The sequence below is a fragment of the Lysinibacillus sp. fls2-241-R2A-57 genome (genome assembly GCF_030209535.1).
In the GTDB taxonomy this organism is placed as follows: domain Bacteria; phylum Bacillota; class Bacilli; order Bacillales_A; family Planococcaceae; genus Lysinibacillus.
This window is the reverse complement of record NZ_JARVRU010000002.1, coordinates 142,426-159,446: the sequence shown is the minus strand read 5'-3', so window position 1 is coordinate 159,446 and position 17,021 is coordinate 142,426. Positions and strand designations below refer to the sequence as shown.

The window sequence follows — 17,021 nt, the reverse complement described above, 5'->3', positions numbered from 1 at the left end:
TGAAAGATTGTAAAAAAACATAATTTTTTTTGAGGGAGGGTCGGGCCGGCTCTCGCGCTAGACCCGGCCCTATTTCAATGATTGAACTAACACGTCTAAATGGCAAAGCATTTACATTGAATGCTTTATACATAGAAACGGTCGAATCTTTTCCGGACACGACCATCACATTAACGACTGGAACCAAAATCATTGTTTTACAGAGTGAAGATGAGGTGCGACAAAGGGTAAAAGCCTTTTATAAAAATATACAAATACTATCAAACCCGCATCTACGAGGTGAAGAAGATGAAGAATAACAAAATGTTAACGATGATTATCATCGTGCTAGTAGCAATCATACTTATCGGGGGTATTGCTGTTTTCTTGTTTACCCAATTTAATAAGCCAGCAGGAACTCTTGAACCAACAATTGATGAAATCGTAGAAGCTTCTGTTGAAATTCCGGAAATTACTACAAATTTAGCTGATAACAAAATTGTACGTTTGTCGTTAAAAATTCAAACAACAAATAAAGATGCAGCTGCCGAGTTAACGAAGCGTGATTTCCAAGTGAAAAATATTGTTATTCAAGAGCTTTCCGAGATGGAGCAAAAAGATTTAGAAGGTAAGCAAGGTAAACAAGTTTTCCAAAAATCATTAAAAACCCGATTAAATGAATTGATGCAAGAGGGAGAAGTTCAGGAGATTTATATTACCTCCTTCATCACTCAATAATAAAGAAACTGCTTGAAATGGAGGTGGGCAAATGGCAGGAGATGTGTTATCTCAATCTGAGATAGATGCGCTGCTTTCCGCAATATCAACAGGGGAAATGTCAGCGGACGACATAAAAAAAGAGGACGAAGGGCGCAAGGTTAAGGTTTATGACTTTAAACGAGCACTGCGTTTCTCAAAAGATCAAATCCGAAGTTTGACCCGAATACACGAAAATTTTGCACGACTACTGACAACTTTTTTTTCGGCACAGCTAAGAAGCTATGTTCAGATTACGGTTGCATCAGTGGACCAAATACCATTTGAAGAGTTTGTACGTTCGATTCCGAATATGACACTCATTAATGTGTTTGAAGTGCCACCATTAGATGGTAATATACTGATGGAAATAAATCCGAACATTGCCTACTCGATGTTAGATCGTTTAATGGGCGGTAGCGGGGCGAGTCATAGTAATGTCGATAACTTAACAGAAATTGAAACGAAAATTATGACGAACCTTTTTGAACGGTCATTCGACAACTTACGCGAGGCGTGGGAAAATGTTGCGGAAATTGATCCAATTTTAGTAGAGCTTGAGGTCAACCCTCAATTCTTACAAATGATTTCACCCAATGAAACGGTTGTCGTTATTTCATTAAATACGATCATCGGTGAGACAAGTGGAATGATTAATATTTGTATTCCGCATGTTGTACTGGAACCAATTGTTCCAAATCTTTCTGTTCGCTACTGGATGCAGACAAATACAAAAGAGATGTCTCCAGAGCAAACAAAAATGCTTGAAACACGAGTGAAACAAGCAAAACTACCTCTTTCCGTCGAACTTGGTATTACAGACATCACCATTGAGGATTTCCTTACAATGCAGATTGGAGATGTCATTCAATTAGAACAAAAAATTGAAGACCCATTACTATTAAAAGTAGGAACATTACCGAAATTCACTGTTCAACCAGGAAAGCAAGGCAAAAAATTAGCAATCCAGATTATCGACCCTTTGAAAGGAGGAGACGAAGATGAGTGATGAAATGCTCTCCCAAGAAGAAATTGAAGCGTTATTAAGGGGCGAGACGTTGGAAGATAACAACAGCGATTCTGAAGCTTCTAAAGATGAAGACACAAATGATTTACGAGTAGAGGATTACCTCGATTCGTTTGCCCAAGATGCATTAGGTGAGGTGGGGAATATATCCTTCGGTAGCTCTGCTACAGCACTTTCAGCGTTATTAGGTCAAAAAGTAGATATTACTACGCCAAGTATTTCAATGATTAATCGTAACAAATTAGAAGAGGAATTTCCTCATCCTTATGTAGCCGTACAGGTTGAATATACGATTGGATTATCAGGTATGAATTTACTTGTTATTAAGCAATCCGATGCAGCGATTATTGCTGATTTAATGTTAGGTGGAGATGGCTTAAATCCGAAACCAGACCTAGGTGAAATTCAGCTAAGTGCTGTTCAAGAAGCTATGAATCAAATGATGGGCTCTGCGGCTACTTCAATGTCAACAGTATTCAATAAAAAAGTGGATATTTCTCCACCAACAATTGATTTAATGAATATTTCTCAAAATGAAGGGCGAGAAAATATTCCTGAAGATGATTTACTTGTAAAAGTATCCTTCAGATTAAAAATCGGTAATTTAATTGATTCAAATTTAATGCAATTATTACCGCTTAAATTTAGTCAAAACATTGTAAAGTCTCTATTAGGAGAAACAGAATCAATCGAAGAACCTGTGGCTGCAACAATAGCGCCTGAAGCACCAGTAGCAACGCCGCCAGTGCAACCACAAGCACCTGTAACACAAGCGCCACCTGCACAACCTGTTTATCAACAGCAGGCAGCACCAATACAGCAACCAATGTATCAAGAGCAACAACAGATTTCTCAAGCAACAAGACCTGCTCAACCGGTCAATGTTCAACAAGCACAGTTTGCAAGTTTTGATACAAATGTTATCTCGCAATCTGAAGCTAGAAATTTAAATATGCTACTTGATATTCCATTGCAAGTTACTGTAGAGTTAGGACGTACAAAGCGTTCTGTTAAAGAGATTTTAGAACTATCTAGTGGTTCGATTATTGAGCTAGATAAATTAGCTGGTGAACCGGTTGATATTTTAGTAAATAGCAATTTAATCGCTAAAGGTGAAGTCGTTGTTATTGATGAAAACTTCGGTGTCCGCATTACAGATGTTTTAAGTCAAGCAGAGCGTTTAAATAATTTAAGATAGTTTCAATTGGAGGAGTTAACGATGTCTAAAAGAATTTTAATTGTAGACGACGCTGCATTCATGCGCATGATGATCAAGGATATTTTATCGAAAAATGGGTTTGAAGTTGTTGGGGAGGCAGCTGATGGTTTACAAGCTGTTGAAAAGTACAACGAATTAAAGCCAGATTTAGTAACGATGGATATTACAATGCCTGAAATGGATGGTATTGCTGCTCTTAAAGCGATTAAGGGTTCAGATCCAAATGCAACTGTAATTATGTGTTCAGCAATGGGACAACAAGCAATGGTAATCGATGCAATTCAAGCTGGTGCGAAAGACTTTATCGTTAAGCCTTTCCAAGCTGATCGTGTAATTGAAGCGATCCAAAAAGCTTTAGGATGATTGCATGCGAATGTTAAAATCATTTCGTCTAACGATGATTTTCGCATTTCTTGTATCCTTCCTGTTTTTGTACCCTACAACGACTTCAGTGTATGCAGACTCTAACACGAATAGTGTAGATGACTGTATCAATAAAGGCGATTGTGCAAAAGATAGTGATCCAGCTGCTAAGAAAGATGATGCAAATCAACAAGCAGCTGGAGACATATCTGCATGGGAATACATAAAAATGGTTTTGGCGCTTATTTTTGTTGTAGCTTTATTCTATGGATTGATGAAGTTTTTAAATAAAAGAAATTTAAACTTTCAACGTAATCAATTGGTACAAAATTTAGGCGGTTTATCGTTAGGTGCTCATAAGTCGGTACAACTATTACAAGTAGGTAAAACACTGTATTTAGTTGGGGTCGGTGAGGATGTACAGTTGATACGTGAAATTACTGATCCTGATGAAGTTGCATCACTTTTAGCACTTTATAATGAACGACAAGAACTTGCAGCAACATCACCGTATATTGCAGAAGTATTATCTAAGTTTAAAAGAAAAAATAATGAGAATTCATCAAAGAAGCAAAAACAAAATTCTTTTGGTGAACTATTTGAAAAAAAGATTTCTGAAATTAAACAGGAGCGCAGTGAAGAACTGGAGAGATGGAAGCAAAAGGAGAATGAAGATAAATGAATGATGTAATCAATATTTTTTCCAACAGCGATCCGACAAACGTCTCAACTTCTATTAAGCTCCTTTTAATGTTAACAGTTTTATCACTTGCTCCAAGTATTTTAATTTTAATGACATCGTTTACACGAATTGTTATTGTGCTATCGTTTGTTCGTACGGCATTGGCGACACAGCAAATGCCTCCGAACCAGGTCATTGTAGGTCTTTCGTTGTTTTTAACTTTCTTTATCATGGCTCCAACTTTTCAAGAGGTCAATAAAGAGGCATTACAGCCATTATTTGCTGAAGAAATTGGGCTTGATGAAGCGTACGATCGGGCAAGCGTGCCGTTTAAAGAGTTTATGAGTAAGCATACAAGGCAAAAGGACCTTGATTTATTTTTAAAGTATAATCAAGCGGAAAAGCCAGCATCTGTAGAAGAAATTCCCCTTACTATGCTAGTACCTGCTTTCGCATTGAGTGAGATTAAAACAGCGTTCCAAATTGGTTTTATGATTTTTATTCCATTCCTTGTAATCGATATGATTGTCGCAAGTACGCTAATGTCGATGGGGATGATGATGTTACCGCCGGTTATGATTTCATTGCCGTTTAAGATTTTATTATTTGTACTCGTAGATGGTTGGTATCTGGTGATAAAATCATTATTACAAAGTTTTTAGGGGATGATACAGTATGACAGGTGAAATGGTTATTTCAATTGCAGAGCGTGCCATTATGATTATCCTTCTAACAAGCGGTCCGCTACTATTAGTTGCTTTAATCGTTGGTTTAGCGGTAAGTATTTTTCAGGCAACAACTTCGATTCAAGAGCAAACGTTAGCATTCGTTCCAAAAATCATCGCTGTATTAGTGGCCATCGTATTTTTCGGTCCATGGATGTTAACACAGGTGACAAGCTATGCGAGAGACATTTTTGAGAATTTAACGCGTTATATAGGGTGAGTAGATGAATGAATTAATCCCGCATTTCACGGTTTTTTTATTAGTACTTGTGCGTGTTTCGGCTTTCTTTGTGACTGCACCTTTATTCTCATACAGGACGATTCCGGCAAAAGTCAAAATAACTCTCGCAATAGTTTTATCTTGGATGATGTATTACACGATTGACGTCGAACCATTTATAGTAAATGGTGATTACATACTTTTAGTGATGAAGGAAGCACTCATTGGACTGTTAATTGGTCTAGTAGGCTACATCATTATGTCGGCAATTCAAATTGCCGGAAGCTTTATAGATTTTCAAATGGGGTTTGCCATTGCCAACATTATTGACCCGCAAACAGGTGCACAAAGTCCATTGATTGGACAATTTTTTAATACGCTAGCATTACTCTTTCTACTAGCAATAGATGGACATCATATGATTCTCGATGGAATTTATTATAGTTATCAATTCTTACCGATGGATCAAGGATTTCCTAATTTCGCAAATGACAATTATGTCGAGTTTATTATCACGACTTTTACGTCTGTTTTTGCGATTGCCTTTCAAATGGCTGCTCCTGTCGTAGCAACGTTATTTTTAGTCGATTTGGCACTAGGAATCACAGCGAAAACTGTACCTCAATTAAATATTTTTGTTGTCGGTTTTCCTATTAAAATTGGTGTTAGTCTTCTAGTGTTATTCACAATGATGGCTGTCATGGTTCAAGTTATTCAAAAGCTTATTACAATTATGATTTATGCTATGCGTGATTTTATGGCTATTTTAGGTGGTGGGTAAAATGTTGCTACTGCTGGATTTAGATTTACAGTATTTTGCGGGAGAAAAGACGGAAAAGGCGACGCCCAAAAAACGACAGGATGCTCGAAAAAAAGGTCAGGTTGTCAAAAGTCAGGATATTTCCAGTGCAATTGTCATGCTCATGGTATTTATCTTTTTATTCTTCTTTGCAGGTTCACTGCGAGATGAACTCCTAGCTTTTTTCAGGCAAACTTTCATTCATAACATACGCGTAGAAACACTAACAATTGATAGTGTGATGCGCCTATTTACAGAAACATTAATGCAAATGGCTGTTATTGTCGTTCCAATTATGGCAATTGCATTTGTTGGAGCATTGGTAGGTAACTTTCTACAGTTCGGCTTTCTATTTACATTAGAGCCGATGAAGTTTGATTTGAAAAAGATGGACCCGATAAAAGGGTTGAAAAAAATATTTTCTGTTAAAGCCATTGTAGAGCTTTTAAAGTCAGTTTTAAAGATTGGCTTTATCGGTGGCGTTACGACAATTATTATATGGACAAATTTGCCAGAAGTTTTGGCGTTATCCTTTAAAAGTCCATGGATGACTCTCATTACAGTGGGTAAGCTTGTTGGTATTATGGGAATTGCAGCTTCCCTCGTTTTACTTTGTGTATCTATTTTAGATTGGTTGTATCAAAAACTTGATTACGAAAAAAATCTTAAAATGTCTAAGCAAGACATTAAAGATGAATATAAAAATAGTGAGGGTGACCCGCTGATCAAATCGAAAATCAAACAACGCCAACGCGAAATGGCGATGCGTCGTATGATGTCAGAGATTCCAAGCGCCGATGTTGTCATAACAAACCCAACTCACTATGCGATTGCCCTCAAGTATGATGAGGAAAGTATGGAAGCTCCACGCGTCATTGCGAAGGGGACAGACTTTATCGCTCAAAAAATTAAATTGATTGCCAAAGAAAATGATGTGATTATGGTTGAAAATAGACCATTAGCACGAGCTATGTACGATCAAGTAGAAATTGGCGATCAGGTACCAGATGAGTTTTTCAAAGCAGTAGCAGAAGTGCTTGCTTATGTTTATCGAATTAAGCGGAAAATTTAAAGCTTTATGTAGGAGGGACACAAATGAAAGTTCGCGATATAGGGGTTTTAGGTGCGGTTATTTTAATCGTTGCGATGCTCATCATCCCTCTTCCTCCGTGGATGTTAAGTTTCTTAATCGTCATTAATATTACACTAGGATTAATAGTTCTTTTAACAGCAATGAGTATGAAGGAAGCGTTAGATTTTTCTATTTTTCCCTCAGTTATTTTACTGTTAACCTTATTCCGACTTGGACTGAGCGTTTCCACAACACGTGCCATTTTAGCGAATGGAGATGCTGGTTCTGTTGTTGAAACCTTTGGTGATTTCGTAGTCGGCGGGAATGTTCTTGTAGGTTTAGTAGTATTCTTAATTCTTGTGTTAATTCAGTTTATCGTTATTACAAAAGGAGCGGAGCGTGTAGCAGAGGTTGCAGCACGTTTCACACTGGATGCGATGCCGGGTAAACAAATGAGTATTGATGCTGACTTAAATGCAGGGATTATTTCTGAAAGAGAAGCACGTGAACGACGCGAAAAAGTAGCGGGTGAAGCGGACTTCTACGGAGCAATGGATGGTGCCACAAAATTCGTAAAAGGGGATGCCATTGCCTCAATGGTCATGGTTATTATCAACTTATTATTTGGTATCATCATCGGTGTTGTGCAGATGGATCTTGAATTTGCAGAAGCAGCTACTCATTTTTCCAAGCTAACAGTTGGGGATGGTATTGTATCGCAAATTCCTGCATTGTTGATTTCTACAGCGACAGGGATTGTTGTAACACGTGCATCCTCTAAAGGTAGTCTTGGTGAAGATATTACAGGACAGTTATTTGCTCAAGCAAAACTGCTTTATGTAGCAGGTGGAACAATTCTTTTACTAGGATTTTTCACACCAATACCTCTCTGGGTAACACTACCAATTGGTATTTCACTAATTGCTGGTGCCTACATGATGGAACGTAAGAAACCAGAGGATGAAGAAGAATTACTTGAAATTGAGGAAGAAGTGGCCACAGACGGCATGAAGAGCCCTGAAAATGTTGTGAATTTATTAAACGTGGACCCAATTGAGTTTGAATTTGGCTATGGTTTAATACCTTTAGTAGATGCTGCTCAAGGCGGCGATTTATTAGATCGCGTCATCATGATACGTCGACAGTTAGCATTAGAATTAGGGATTGTCATTCCAGTTGTACGTATTCGTGACAATATTCAATTACAACCAAATGAATATCGAATTAAAATAAAGGGTAACGAAATGGCGCGTGGTGAACTTTTGCTTGATCATTATTTAGCAATGAGTCCAGGAGACGATGATTCTATCGAAGGTATTGATACAGTTGAACCGTCATTTGGTCTACCTGCTAAGTGGATTACTGAGCAAGTGAAAGAGGATGCCGAAATGTTTGGCTATACAGTTGTTGATCCACCGAGCGTTGTGTCGACCCATTTAACAGAAATGATTCGTGCAAATGCTTATGAATTGCTGGGTCGTCAAGAGACGAAGCAGCTAATCGATCATTTACGCGAAACACATCCAATTTTAGTCGAAGAACTGACACCTACACCATTATCAACAGGTGAAATTCAAAAAGTACTGGGTAAACTTTTACGAGAAAATGTTTCAGTCCGAAATCTACCAATTATTTTTGAGACGCTAGCAGACTATGCAAAGTTAACGAGCGATACCGATATATTAACTGAGTACGTACGTCAATCATTGGCACGTCAGATTACTTCTCAATACGTAGGGGACAGCTCGTCATTAAAGGTTATAACTGTTTCGGGTAAAGTAGAGAAAATGATTGCTGATAGTATTCAGCAAACTGATCACGGAAATTACTTAGCGATGGATCCTCAAGATTCTCAAACTGTCCTGGAGACCATTGCTGCAGAAGTAGAGCGCGTTTCCTTTATGGAACAATCTGCTATTATCTTATGCTCTCCAGCAGTTCGTATGTATTTACGTCAACTAACGGAGCGTTATTTCCCGCAAATTCCAGTTCTTTCATACAATGAACTTGATGCTTCGGTTGAAATTCAAAGTGTTGGGGTGGTGAATGTTGAATGAAAATGAAAAAATATTATGCATCCTCCATACCAGAAGCGATGAAGCTTGTGCGTGCTGAATTAGGTGAGGACGCTGTCATTTTGAATTCAAAAGTTGTAATTACAAAGAAGTTTTTCGGAATCATTAAAAAGAAAAGTTTTGAGGTTGTTGCAGGGATTGATTCAATGGAGCCAAGTAATGTGGCTCCAGCACCTGCAGCTTTACCTATAACAAAAACTAATAAAGAAACTGCAAGGTTACAAGAGATAACGAATACTGTTCAAGCTAAAGTACAACAAGTACAAACACAGCATGATGCGCCATTATATGAAGAGACAAGCATTTCTGAAGATTTGAGGAAGGAAATTGCAGATTTAAAATCTTTAATGCATTCCATGCATAAAAAGACTATCCAAGATCAATATCCCGATGAACTCTTACCTTTCATTGAATACTTAAGACAACAGGAGCTAAGTGAGGAGCTCATCACAACGATTGGTGATGAGCTTTTTATGCATTTCAAAGAAGCGTCAGAAATCAATTTTTCTCAATGTAAGATGATTACGAAAAGTTTATTGCGCAAAGAGCTAGAAAACCTCCCAGTAGGAGGCCTATCCTATGAAAAAAAATATATTAATGTTTTAGGTCCAACCGGTGTCGGAAAGACCACGACAATTGCGAAAATGGCAGCTAGAGCAGTTTTAGAGAAAAAGAAAAAAATAGGCTTTATTACGACAGATACTTACCGGATTGCCGCAATTGAGCAATTAAAAACGTATGCTGGACTGTTGCAGGCGCCTGTCGAAATTGCCTATAATGCAACTGATTTTGAACAAGCAATCCAACGATTGTCCCATTTAGATTTAGTGTTTATAGATACAGCAGGCCGCAATTATAAAGAGGTAAAATATGTAGATGATTTACAGCGCCTCATAAAATTTGATGAACAAGCCGAATCCTTCTTAGTACTTGCAATGACGACGAAAGAAAAGGACATGGCAAACATTGTAGATCAATTTAAGCAATTACCAATTGAAAAATTCATTTTTACAAAGATTGATGAAACAAATTCTATTGGCACAATGATTAATTTAATGATTAAATATAATAAAGGACTTGCTTACTATACGAATGGTCAAGAAGTACCAGAAGATATTGAAGAAGCTGAGATAGAAGCAGTGCTAAATTTATTTTTTCAAGGTGAAGAAAAATGAGAGACCAAGCTGAAACATTACGTTTAAAAATGTTGGGGCAGCAGGGCGGATTAGGTAGAGCGATTGCGGTTGTAAGCGGCAAGGGTGGGGTTGGTAAAAGTAACTTCACAATGAATTTTGCGACTACATTAGCCAATAAAGAGAAAAAAGTTGTAATCGTTGATATGGATATTGGTATGGGCAATATCAATATTTTAATTGGAAAAAATGTTTCTACTAGTTTGAAAGATTACTTGGATGGGAATAAGTTGCTAGAAGAGCTAATATTTGAAGGCCCTTATGATTTGAAATATATTGCAGGTGGATCTGGTTTGTCGAGTGTCGTCGAGTGGTCAGAGGTGATGCTAGAACGACTTATTTATGGGTTTGAACAGCTTCAAAAAGACTTTGATTATATCTTATTTGATATGGAAGCAGGAGCTACTAGTTGGTCATTAGAATTACTAGCCTCAATAGATGAAATCATTGTTATCTCAACAGCAGAGCCAACATCTATTACAGATGCATATTCGATGATGAAATACATTCATTTACGAGATGCAGACAAACAGTTTTATATACTCTGTAACCGTGCCTTTAGTAAGGAAGAAGGAATGGAAACCAATGAACGACTAAAGCGTACGATGAAACGTTTTTTGGACAAAGAGGTTACTGTGTTGGGCTCATTACCTGAAGATACTGTTGTGCGTAAGGCTGTGCGTGAGCAAGTACCTTTTTCACTTGCTTATCCAGACGCACTTATTTCAAAGACACTTCAACTTATAGTGACGCGTTTTATAGAACACCGTGCGGAAGAAGTTCATGCACATGATCAGTCAGCAAGTAAATTCTTAACTAAATTAAGAAGTATTTTTTCGAAAGGACGTGATTAATTGGACTTTTTACATAAAAGCAAGCTATTAGTTGTGGATGATTCTGCTTTTATGAGAAAGCTAATTAGTGACTTTTTTGTTGGCAACTCGAAGGTTGAAGTAGTTGGAACAGCACGAAATGGGAAAGATGCGATAAAAAAAATTCAAACATTGCAACCAACAGTTGTGACAATGGATATTGAGATGCCTGAAATGAATGGGCTTGAAGCTTTAAAAGAAATTATGTCAATATGTCCAGTACCTGTTGTTATGCTCTCAAGTACAACTCAACAAGGAGCAGAAAATGCCTTATCAGCAATTGAATTTGGAGCAGTAGATTTTGTCGCGAAGCCGAGCGGAACAATTTCTCTTGATTTACATAAAATCCAAACCGAGCTTGTCCACAAGGTTGAACAAGCAGCATTGGTACCTATTTCAAAATTAAAGAAACCTTCTGGTAGTAAAAGACCACAAGAACAGGCATTAAATGCGAGTATCATTAGAAGAGAACAACGTGGTGAAGGCAGGGTGACTCCTTCTGTCGATGTTTCTCCGTCCAAGGTAGAAATTTCGAAGCCACATATTGATTGGAGTAAAGTAGGTAAGAAAATTGTACTAATAGGAACTTCCACTGGCGGACCAAGAGCGTTACAAGAAGTAATTACAAAAATCCCAAAATCAATTCAAGCACCAATATTAATTGTCCAGCATATGCCAGCAGGATTTACAAAATCTCTTGCTACTCGTCTTGATCAATTGAGTGAGATTACTGTAAGGGAAGCTGAGCAAGGAGATATTCTCCAAAATGGAGTAGCGTATATTGCACCAGGTGGGTATCATTTAAAACTTAGAAAAGTAGGTACCTCCTTTGGCATTGTCCTTGATAATAATGAACCACCTAGATCTGGACATCGCCCCTCTGTAGATGTGATGTTCGAAGATGTGAGTCATTTTAAAGATTTTGATAAAGTGGCAGTTATTATGACAGGTATGGGCCATGATGGCTCTAATGGACTAAAAGCACTAAAAGGTTCTGGAAATGTGATTGCTATCGCTGAATCAGCTGAAACTTGCATAGTGTATGGTATGCCAAAAGCAGCAGTGGAAACGCAGCTTGTCGATGAAGTTGCAGATGTAGATGATATTGCACAAACAATAATGAAATATTTGCCTTAAAAGGGGTGTCCTCTTATGGAAGTCAATCAATATTTAGAGATGTTTATCGAAGAAAGTAAAGAACATTTACAAGCATGTAGTGAACATTTATTAGAACTAGAAAAAAATCCAGCTGATTTGGCGATTGTTGGAGAAATTTTCCGCTCTGCACATACATTAAAAGGTATGTCTGCAACAATGGGCTTTGAAGATTTAGCTGATTTAACTCATAAAATGGAAAATGTATTAGATGCAATCCGAAACGAGAAAATCCATGTAACTCCTGAAATTTTAGATGTTGTCTTTGAGTCTGTAGACCATCTAGAAGAAATGGTGATGGACATTGCGAACGGCGGAGATGGAAAGCGTGATGTATCCTCAACTGTAGCGCAGTTAAAGCTTATTGAATTAGGTGAGTACGCGATTCCTGAAGTAGTAGCAACTACTGAGACACCAGTTCCTGCTGTAGCAAGTGTTTTAGAGTATGACAGCTTTGAACAAACAGTTATTACACAATCTGCTGAACAAGGTTTCAATGCATTTGAAATTTCAGTGCGACTACGTGAGGACTGTCTTTTAAAAGCAGCACGTGTATTTATGGTGTTTGAGATTTTAGAAAAAGATGGGGATGTTATTAAATCAAATCCATCTGTAGAAAAGCTTGAAGATGAGCAGTTCGATCAACAATTTTCCGTAGCTTTCGTGACAAAAGAATCTGCTGAAGATATGCAGAAAAAGATTATGAAAGTATCAGAAGTCGAAGAAGTGATTGTTGCAACTATTGCTACCTCAGTTACTACTGTAGCAAGTGTTTTAGAGTATGACGGCTTTGAACAAACAGTTATTGCACAATCTGCTGAACAAGGTTTCAATGCATTTGAAATTTCAGTGCGACTACGTGAGGACTGTCTGTTAAAAGCGGCACGTGTATTTATGGTGTTTGAAATCTTAGAAAAAGATGGGGATGTTATTAAATCAAATCCATCTGTAGATAAGCTTGAAGATGAGCAATTCGATCAACAATTTTACGTAGCTTTCGTGACAAAAGAATCTGCTGAAGATATGCAGAAAAAGATTATGAAAGTATCAGAAGTCGAAGAAGTGATTGTCGCAACGATCGAACAAAAGCAATTTAATGAAAACCAACAAGCAATTCAAGAAGTAACAGCTACAGCAACGGTAGAACCGGAGGCTAAACCTGTTACTGCACCTGAAAACAATACACCAGCACCTAAACCTGCAAAAGCAGAAGCTCCTGCTAAGGCGGATAAAAGTCATGCGCCTGTTGGGAATAAAACAATCCGTGTGAATATCGAGCGCCTTGATATATTAATGAACTTATTTGAGGAGCTTGTTATAGATCGAGGACGACTACAGTCTATTGCAACTGAAGTTAATCATGGAGAGTTAAACGAAACAGTAGAGCGTATGAGTCGCGTAATGGGTGACTTACAAACAATTATTTTAACGATGCGTATGGTTCCAGTTGAGACAGTATTCAACCGCTTCCCAAAAATGATTCGTCAGTTATCTCGTGATCTTAATAAGAAAATTAACCTTGAAATTATCGGTGCTGAAACTGAACTAGATCGTACAGTCATCGATGAAATTGGAGATCCACTTGTTCATTTAATCCGTAACTCTGTCGACCATGGTATTGAAAATCCTACAGCTCGCCGTGCAAAAGGAAAGCCAGAAGAAGGAACGGTTGTACTACGTGCTTATCATAGCGGTAACTATGTCTTTATTGAAATTGAAGACGATGGAGCCGGTATTAACCGTGAAAAAGTATTAGCGAAAGCTATTTCTAAAGGTGTTGTTACACAAGAACAATCATACTCAATGACAGATAAGCAAATTAATGAGCTTATTTTGGCTTCTGGGTTCTCAACAGCAGATGTTATTTCTGACGTATCGGGCCGAGGTGTTGGATTAGACGTTGTTAAAACAACAATAGAATCATTAGGTGGAAATATTTCAATTGAATCTACACAAGATGTAGGCTCAATATTCTCTATTCAATTACCACTGACATTATCGATTATTTCTGTAATGCTAGTAGAAATCGAAAAAGAGATCTATGCAATTCCACTTTCATCAATTATTGAAACTTCCATTATCCGTTCATCTGAAATTATGAATGCGCATAATCAAAAAGTAATCGACTTCCGTGGCAAAGTAGTACCACTAGTATTCTTAGAAGAAATATTTGAGGTACCTCGCAAAGAACCGAAGAATGATGAATTCCATTCGGTGGTCATCGTTCGAAAAGGTGAGAAGCTTGCTGGTTTAGTAGTGGACTCATTCATTGGCCAACAAGAAATTGTTCTGAAATCATTAGGAAATTACTTAACGAATATCTTTGCAATTTCAGGTGCAACAATTTTAGGTAACGGGAAAGTAGCCTTAATTGTGGATTGTAACGCACTTATTAAATAAGGTGAATGAATAAGAGAGGTGTAAACAATGACAAACGCAGTGGAACAAGAAAGTATTAAAGTGATTGTTTTTCAATTAGCAGATAAAGAATATGCGATTCCTGTATCACATGTACAGGGGATTGAAAAACTAATGCATATTACGCGTGTACCGAAAACAGCGAAATATGTAAAAGGTGTTATTAACTTACGCGGTGTCGTAACGCCAATCGTGGATTTACGTGAACGATTTGAGTTACCGATCTCTGAGCATGAAGAAACAACTCGCATTATCATTATTTCATTAGAAGATATGGAAGTAGGCTTCGTAGTAGATTCTGCAAATGATGTGCTAGACATCCCTGCAAACGCAATTGAACCACAGCCAGAAGTTGTTGGTTCACTTGAGGAAGAGTTTATTTCAGGCGTTGCTAAAATAGATAAACGATTATTAATATTATTACATTTAGAGAAAGTACTAAATCCACTAAAGTAGGGATCGATAATGACATATAATCAAAAGATTACATCACTACATTTAGATGTATTGAAAGAAATTGGAAATATCGGTGCTGCGCATGCTGCGACAGCACTTTCCAATTTACTTGGTAAAAAAATTGATATGCGAGTACCAAAGGTTGAAATGGTTTCATTTAATGACATGATGGAGCTTGCTGGAGGATCTGAAAATGTTGTAGTTGGAATCTATCTACGCATTGAAGGTGATGCTGAAGGTAGTATGTTCTTTATCCTGCCAATTGAACAAGCAAATCGTTTTATCCGTCGACTTATATATGATGAATCATTCGACTTTAAAAAACGACCTGTTTCAGAATTAGGTTTATCAGCTATGCAGGAAATGGGTAATATTTTATCTGGCTCTTATTTATCGGCGTTATCTGACTTTACAAATTTAAAAATTTATCCGACAGTGCCAGGACTAAGTGTTGATATGTTTGGTGCCATTATTAGTATTGGCTTGATTGAATTATCACACGTTAGCGATAATGTAATCGTCATAAACACATCCATTTTTGAAGACGGTGTAGAGGATCAAGAAACAGTAAAAGGGCATTTCTTCTTATTGCCAGATCCAGATTCATTCGAAGCTATTTTTAAATCATTAGGAGTTTCGTAGATGATGCTGAATAGTAGTAATGGACAAGTGATAAAAGTTGGAATTGCACAAATGGATGTAGTAAAGTTACCAAACACGATAAGAACATCAGGTCTTGGGTCTTGTGTAGGTGTTATTTTATATGATGAGTCAAAAAAAATTGCTGGTTTAATACATGTGATGTTGCCAGATTCGAGCTTAGGTAGACAAGAGTCAATAAATGTGGCTAAATTTGCTGACACAGGCATTGCGGCAATGATTGACTTATTAAAGTTAGAGGGCGTTCTAAAATTCAAGCTAAAGGCAAAAATTGCTGGTGGTGCACAGATGTTTCAATTTACTTCTGACAAAGATTCAATGCGGATCGGTCCCCGTAATGTAGAAGCTGTAAAGTCTGAGTTAAAACGTCATGGAATTCCTTTAGTTGCCGAAGACACGGGTGGTAACAGTGGTAGAACAATTGAATTTTATCCTGCGACGTCAACATTAAATATTCGTACGGTTAACCAAGGAGTGAGCGAAATATAATGTTTGGTTCTATTTTTTACAACCTGTGGGGTGCGTTAGTTGCCTTTTCTATATATTTTTTTAGTACATTTCAAAAACCTTTTACACCACTACGTATTATCATAGGAGCATTTGTAGCGGGAATAATAGTGTTTTTCCTTATGTATATTGTAAGATTTTTAATTGCCTACGTTTTATTCACACCAGAGGGCGATGACGAAGTCGTTGAAGGTGACCTTGAAGAAAACGAAACCGACAATCGCAATGAAGAAAATCAAGAAACACCAACGGCTAACTCAACCGTTGAGTTTCAGGATGAAAGCTCAGATGAAATTGCTCAAGTTGTAAGAACGATGATGAATCGTGAAGATGAGCAAGTAAATGCATAATTATAGGAGTCGCGAATAGCGGCTCTTTTTTGTACTTATCTTAATTCTCGACTGATGTGCTAAATATTAATACTTGTTGGGTGTTCAATGTTTTAAGATGGAGGTGAGTGCCCTGAAGTAATTACTATGTTTATGTTAACAAACCGAGGGAGCCTAGGAGAATTTTCAATTGTGAGTCCTGAAAATATTTGCTGTAGAAACTATATCTAATTTTGTTGCTTTAGGTGTCTGACTCGTACAGACAATGTGTTTACAAGTCATGAAGGCACCTTTTGTCCATTTTAAATATGCCCGACAAATAAATTTGAAGAATCTGTGATAGAGTAAGAGAAAGAAATGAAATTAAAGTCGATTCTTGTTATAATATAGGAAAGAATTGCTTTGTTTTTATGGTAGAAGCTTACGGCTAATAACGCTTCGTTGTCTTCAACAAATGAACTATATTTTTTCAGAAAGAAGCAAAAAATATCGAAGTAGTAGTAAACAGTGGCAA

General features: G+C 37.4%; 19 protein-coding genes. All 19 read left to right on the top strand.

Translation table 11 applies throughout. The features are described from left to right. Positions 1-77 precede the first annotated feature (77 nt). The 19 genes from QRN68_RS00870 to QRN68_RS00780 all read left to right on the top strand — a co-directional run bounded on the left by QRN68_RS00870 (position 78) and on the right by QRN68_RS00780 (position 16,528). Complete coding sequence (locus QRN68_RS00870) at positions 78-299, top strand: flagellar FlbD family protein (protein ID WP_285394671.1); 222 nt, start codon at positions 78-80, stop codon at positions 297-299. Beyond that, positions 289-717, top strand: a complete 429-nt coding sequence (gene fliL / locus QRN68_RS00865; RefSeq protein ID WP_285394669.1) for a flagellar basal body-associated protein FliL — start codon at positions 289-291, stop codon at positions 715-717. Before QRN68_RS00870 ends, fliL begins: the two co-directional genes overlap by 11 nt. Positions 718-748: 31 nt before the next feature. Further along, entirely contained in the window at positions 749-1,744 is a 996-nt protein-coding gene (gene fliM, locus QRN68_RS00860; protein ID WP_285394668.1) for a flagellar motor switch protein FliM, read from the top strand. Beyond that, complete coding sequence (fliY, locus tag QRN68_RS00855) at positions 1,737-2,960, top strand: flagellar motor switch phosphatase FliY (protein WP_285394667.1); 1,224 nt, start codon at positions 1,737-1,739, stop codon at positions 2,958-2,960. Before fliM ends, fliY begins: the two co-directional genes overlap by 8 nt. A 21-nt stretch (positions 2,961-2,981) precedes the next feature. After that, positions 2,982-3,344: a response regulator gene (locus tag QRN68_RS00850; RefSeq protein ID WP_049668450.1), complete on the top strand. Its 363-nt coding sequence runs from the start codon at positions 2,982-2,984 to the stop codon at positions 3,342-3,344. Positions 3,345-3,354: 10 nt separating this feature from the next. Continuing rightward, the gene (locus QRN68_RS00845; protein ID WP_285394666.1) at positions 3,355-4,026 is read left to right on the top strand and encodes a flagellar biosynthetic protein FliO; all 672 of its coding nucleotides are present in this window, start codon (positions 3,355-3,357) and stop codon (positions 4,024-4,026) included. Continuing rightward, entirely contained in the window at positions 4,023-4,688 is a 666-nt protein-coding gene (gene fliP / locus QRN68_RS00840; protein WP_285394665.1) for a flagellar type III secretion system pore protein FliP, read from the top strand. Before QRN68_RS00845 ends, fliP begins: the two co-directional genes overlap by 4 nt. A 13-nt stretch (positions 4,689-4,701) precedes the next feature. Continuing rightward, the gene (fliQ, locus tag QRN68_RS00835; protein ID WP_285394663.1) at positions 4,702-4,971 is read left to right on the top strand and encodes a flagellar biosynthesis protein FliQ; all 270 of its coding nucleotides are present in this window, start codon (positions 4,702-4,704) and stop codon (positions 4,969-4,971) included. Between the two features lie 4 nt (positions 4,972-4,975). Beyond that, positions 4,976-5,752, top strand: a complete 777-nt coding sequence (fliR, locus tag QRN68_RS00830) for a flagellar biosynthetic protein FliR (protein WP_285394661.1) — start codon at positions 4,976-4,978, stop codon at positions 5,750-5,752. 1 nt (position 5,753) lies between these two features. Beyond that, a complete protein-coding gene (gene flhB, locus QRN68_RS00825) occupies positions 5,754-6,842 on the top strand; it encodes a flagellar biosynthesis protein FlhB (RefSeq protein WP_285394660.1) in 1,089 nt (362 codons plus the stop codon). Positions 6,843-6,865: 23 nt separating this feature from the next. Continuing rightward, complete coding sequence (gene flhA, locus QRN68_RS00820; protein ID WP_285394659.1) at positions 6,866-8,899, top strand: flagellar biosynthesis protein FlhA; 2,034 nt, start codon at positions 6,866-6,868, stop codon at positions 8,897-8,899. Continuing rightward, positions 8,896-10,092 carry a flagellar biosynthesis GTPase FlhF gene (gene flhF / locus QRN68_RS00815; protein WP_285394658.1) on the top strand — a complete coding sequence of 399 codons (1,197 nt, stop codon included), beginning with the start codon at positions 8,896-8,898 and terminating at the stop codon, positions 10,090-10,092. The genes flhA and flhF overlap by 4 nt, the downstream gene beginning before the upstream one ends. After that, positions 10,089-10,964, top strand: a complete 876-nt coding sequence (locus QRN68_RS00810) for a MinD/ParA family protein (RefSeq protein WP_285394657.1) — start codon at positions 10,089-10,091, stop codon at positions 10,962-10,964. The genes flhF and QRN68_RS00810 overlap by 4 nt, the downstream gene beginning before the upstream one ends. Next, positions 10,965-12,119 carry a protein-glutamate methylesterase/protein-glutamine glutaminase gene (locus QRN68_RS00805; RefSeq protein WP_285394656.1) on the top strand — a complete coding sequence of 385 codons (1,155 nt, stop codon included), beginning with the start codon at positions 10,965-10,967 and terminating at the stop codon, positions 12,117-12,119. A 15-nt stretch (positions 12,120-12,134) separates the two neighbouring features. Beyond that, a complete protein-coding gene (locus QRN68_RS00800; protein ID WP_285394655.1) occupies positions 12,135-14,537 on the top strand; it encodes a chemotaxis protein CheW in 2,403 nt (800 codons plus the stop codon). A 27-nt stretch (positions 14,538-14,564) separates the two neighbouring features. Continuing rightward, the gene (locus QRN68_RS00795) at positions 14,565-15,011 is read left to right on the top strand and encodes a chemotaxis protein CheW (protein ID WP_053594227.1); all 447 of its coding nucleotides are present in this window, start codon (positions 14,565-14,567) and stop codon (positions 15,009-15,011) included. Between the two features lie 9 nt (positions 15,012-15,020). Next, on the top strand, positions 15,021-15,653 hold the full coding sequence (locus tag QRN68_RS00790; protein WP_285394654.1) for a chemotaxis protein CheC: 633 nt from the start codon (positions 15,021-15,023) through the stop codon (positions 15,651-15,653). Next, entirely contained in the window at positions 15,654-16,160 is a 507-nt protein-coding gene (locus QRN68_RS00785; RefSeq protein ID WP_481817417.1) for a chemotaxis protein CheD, read from the top strand. A gap of 140 nt (positions 16,161-16,300) precedes the next feature. After that, positions 16,301-16,528 carry a hypothetical protein gene (locus tag QRN68_RS00780; RefSeq protein WP_285394653.1) on the top strand — a complete coding sequence of 76 codons (228 nt, stop codon included), beginning with the start codon at positions 16,301-16,303 and terminating at the stop codon, positions 16,526-16,528. Positions 16,529-17,021 lie beyond the last annotated feature (493 nt).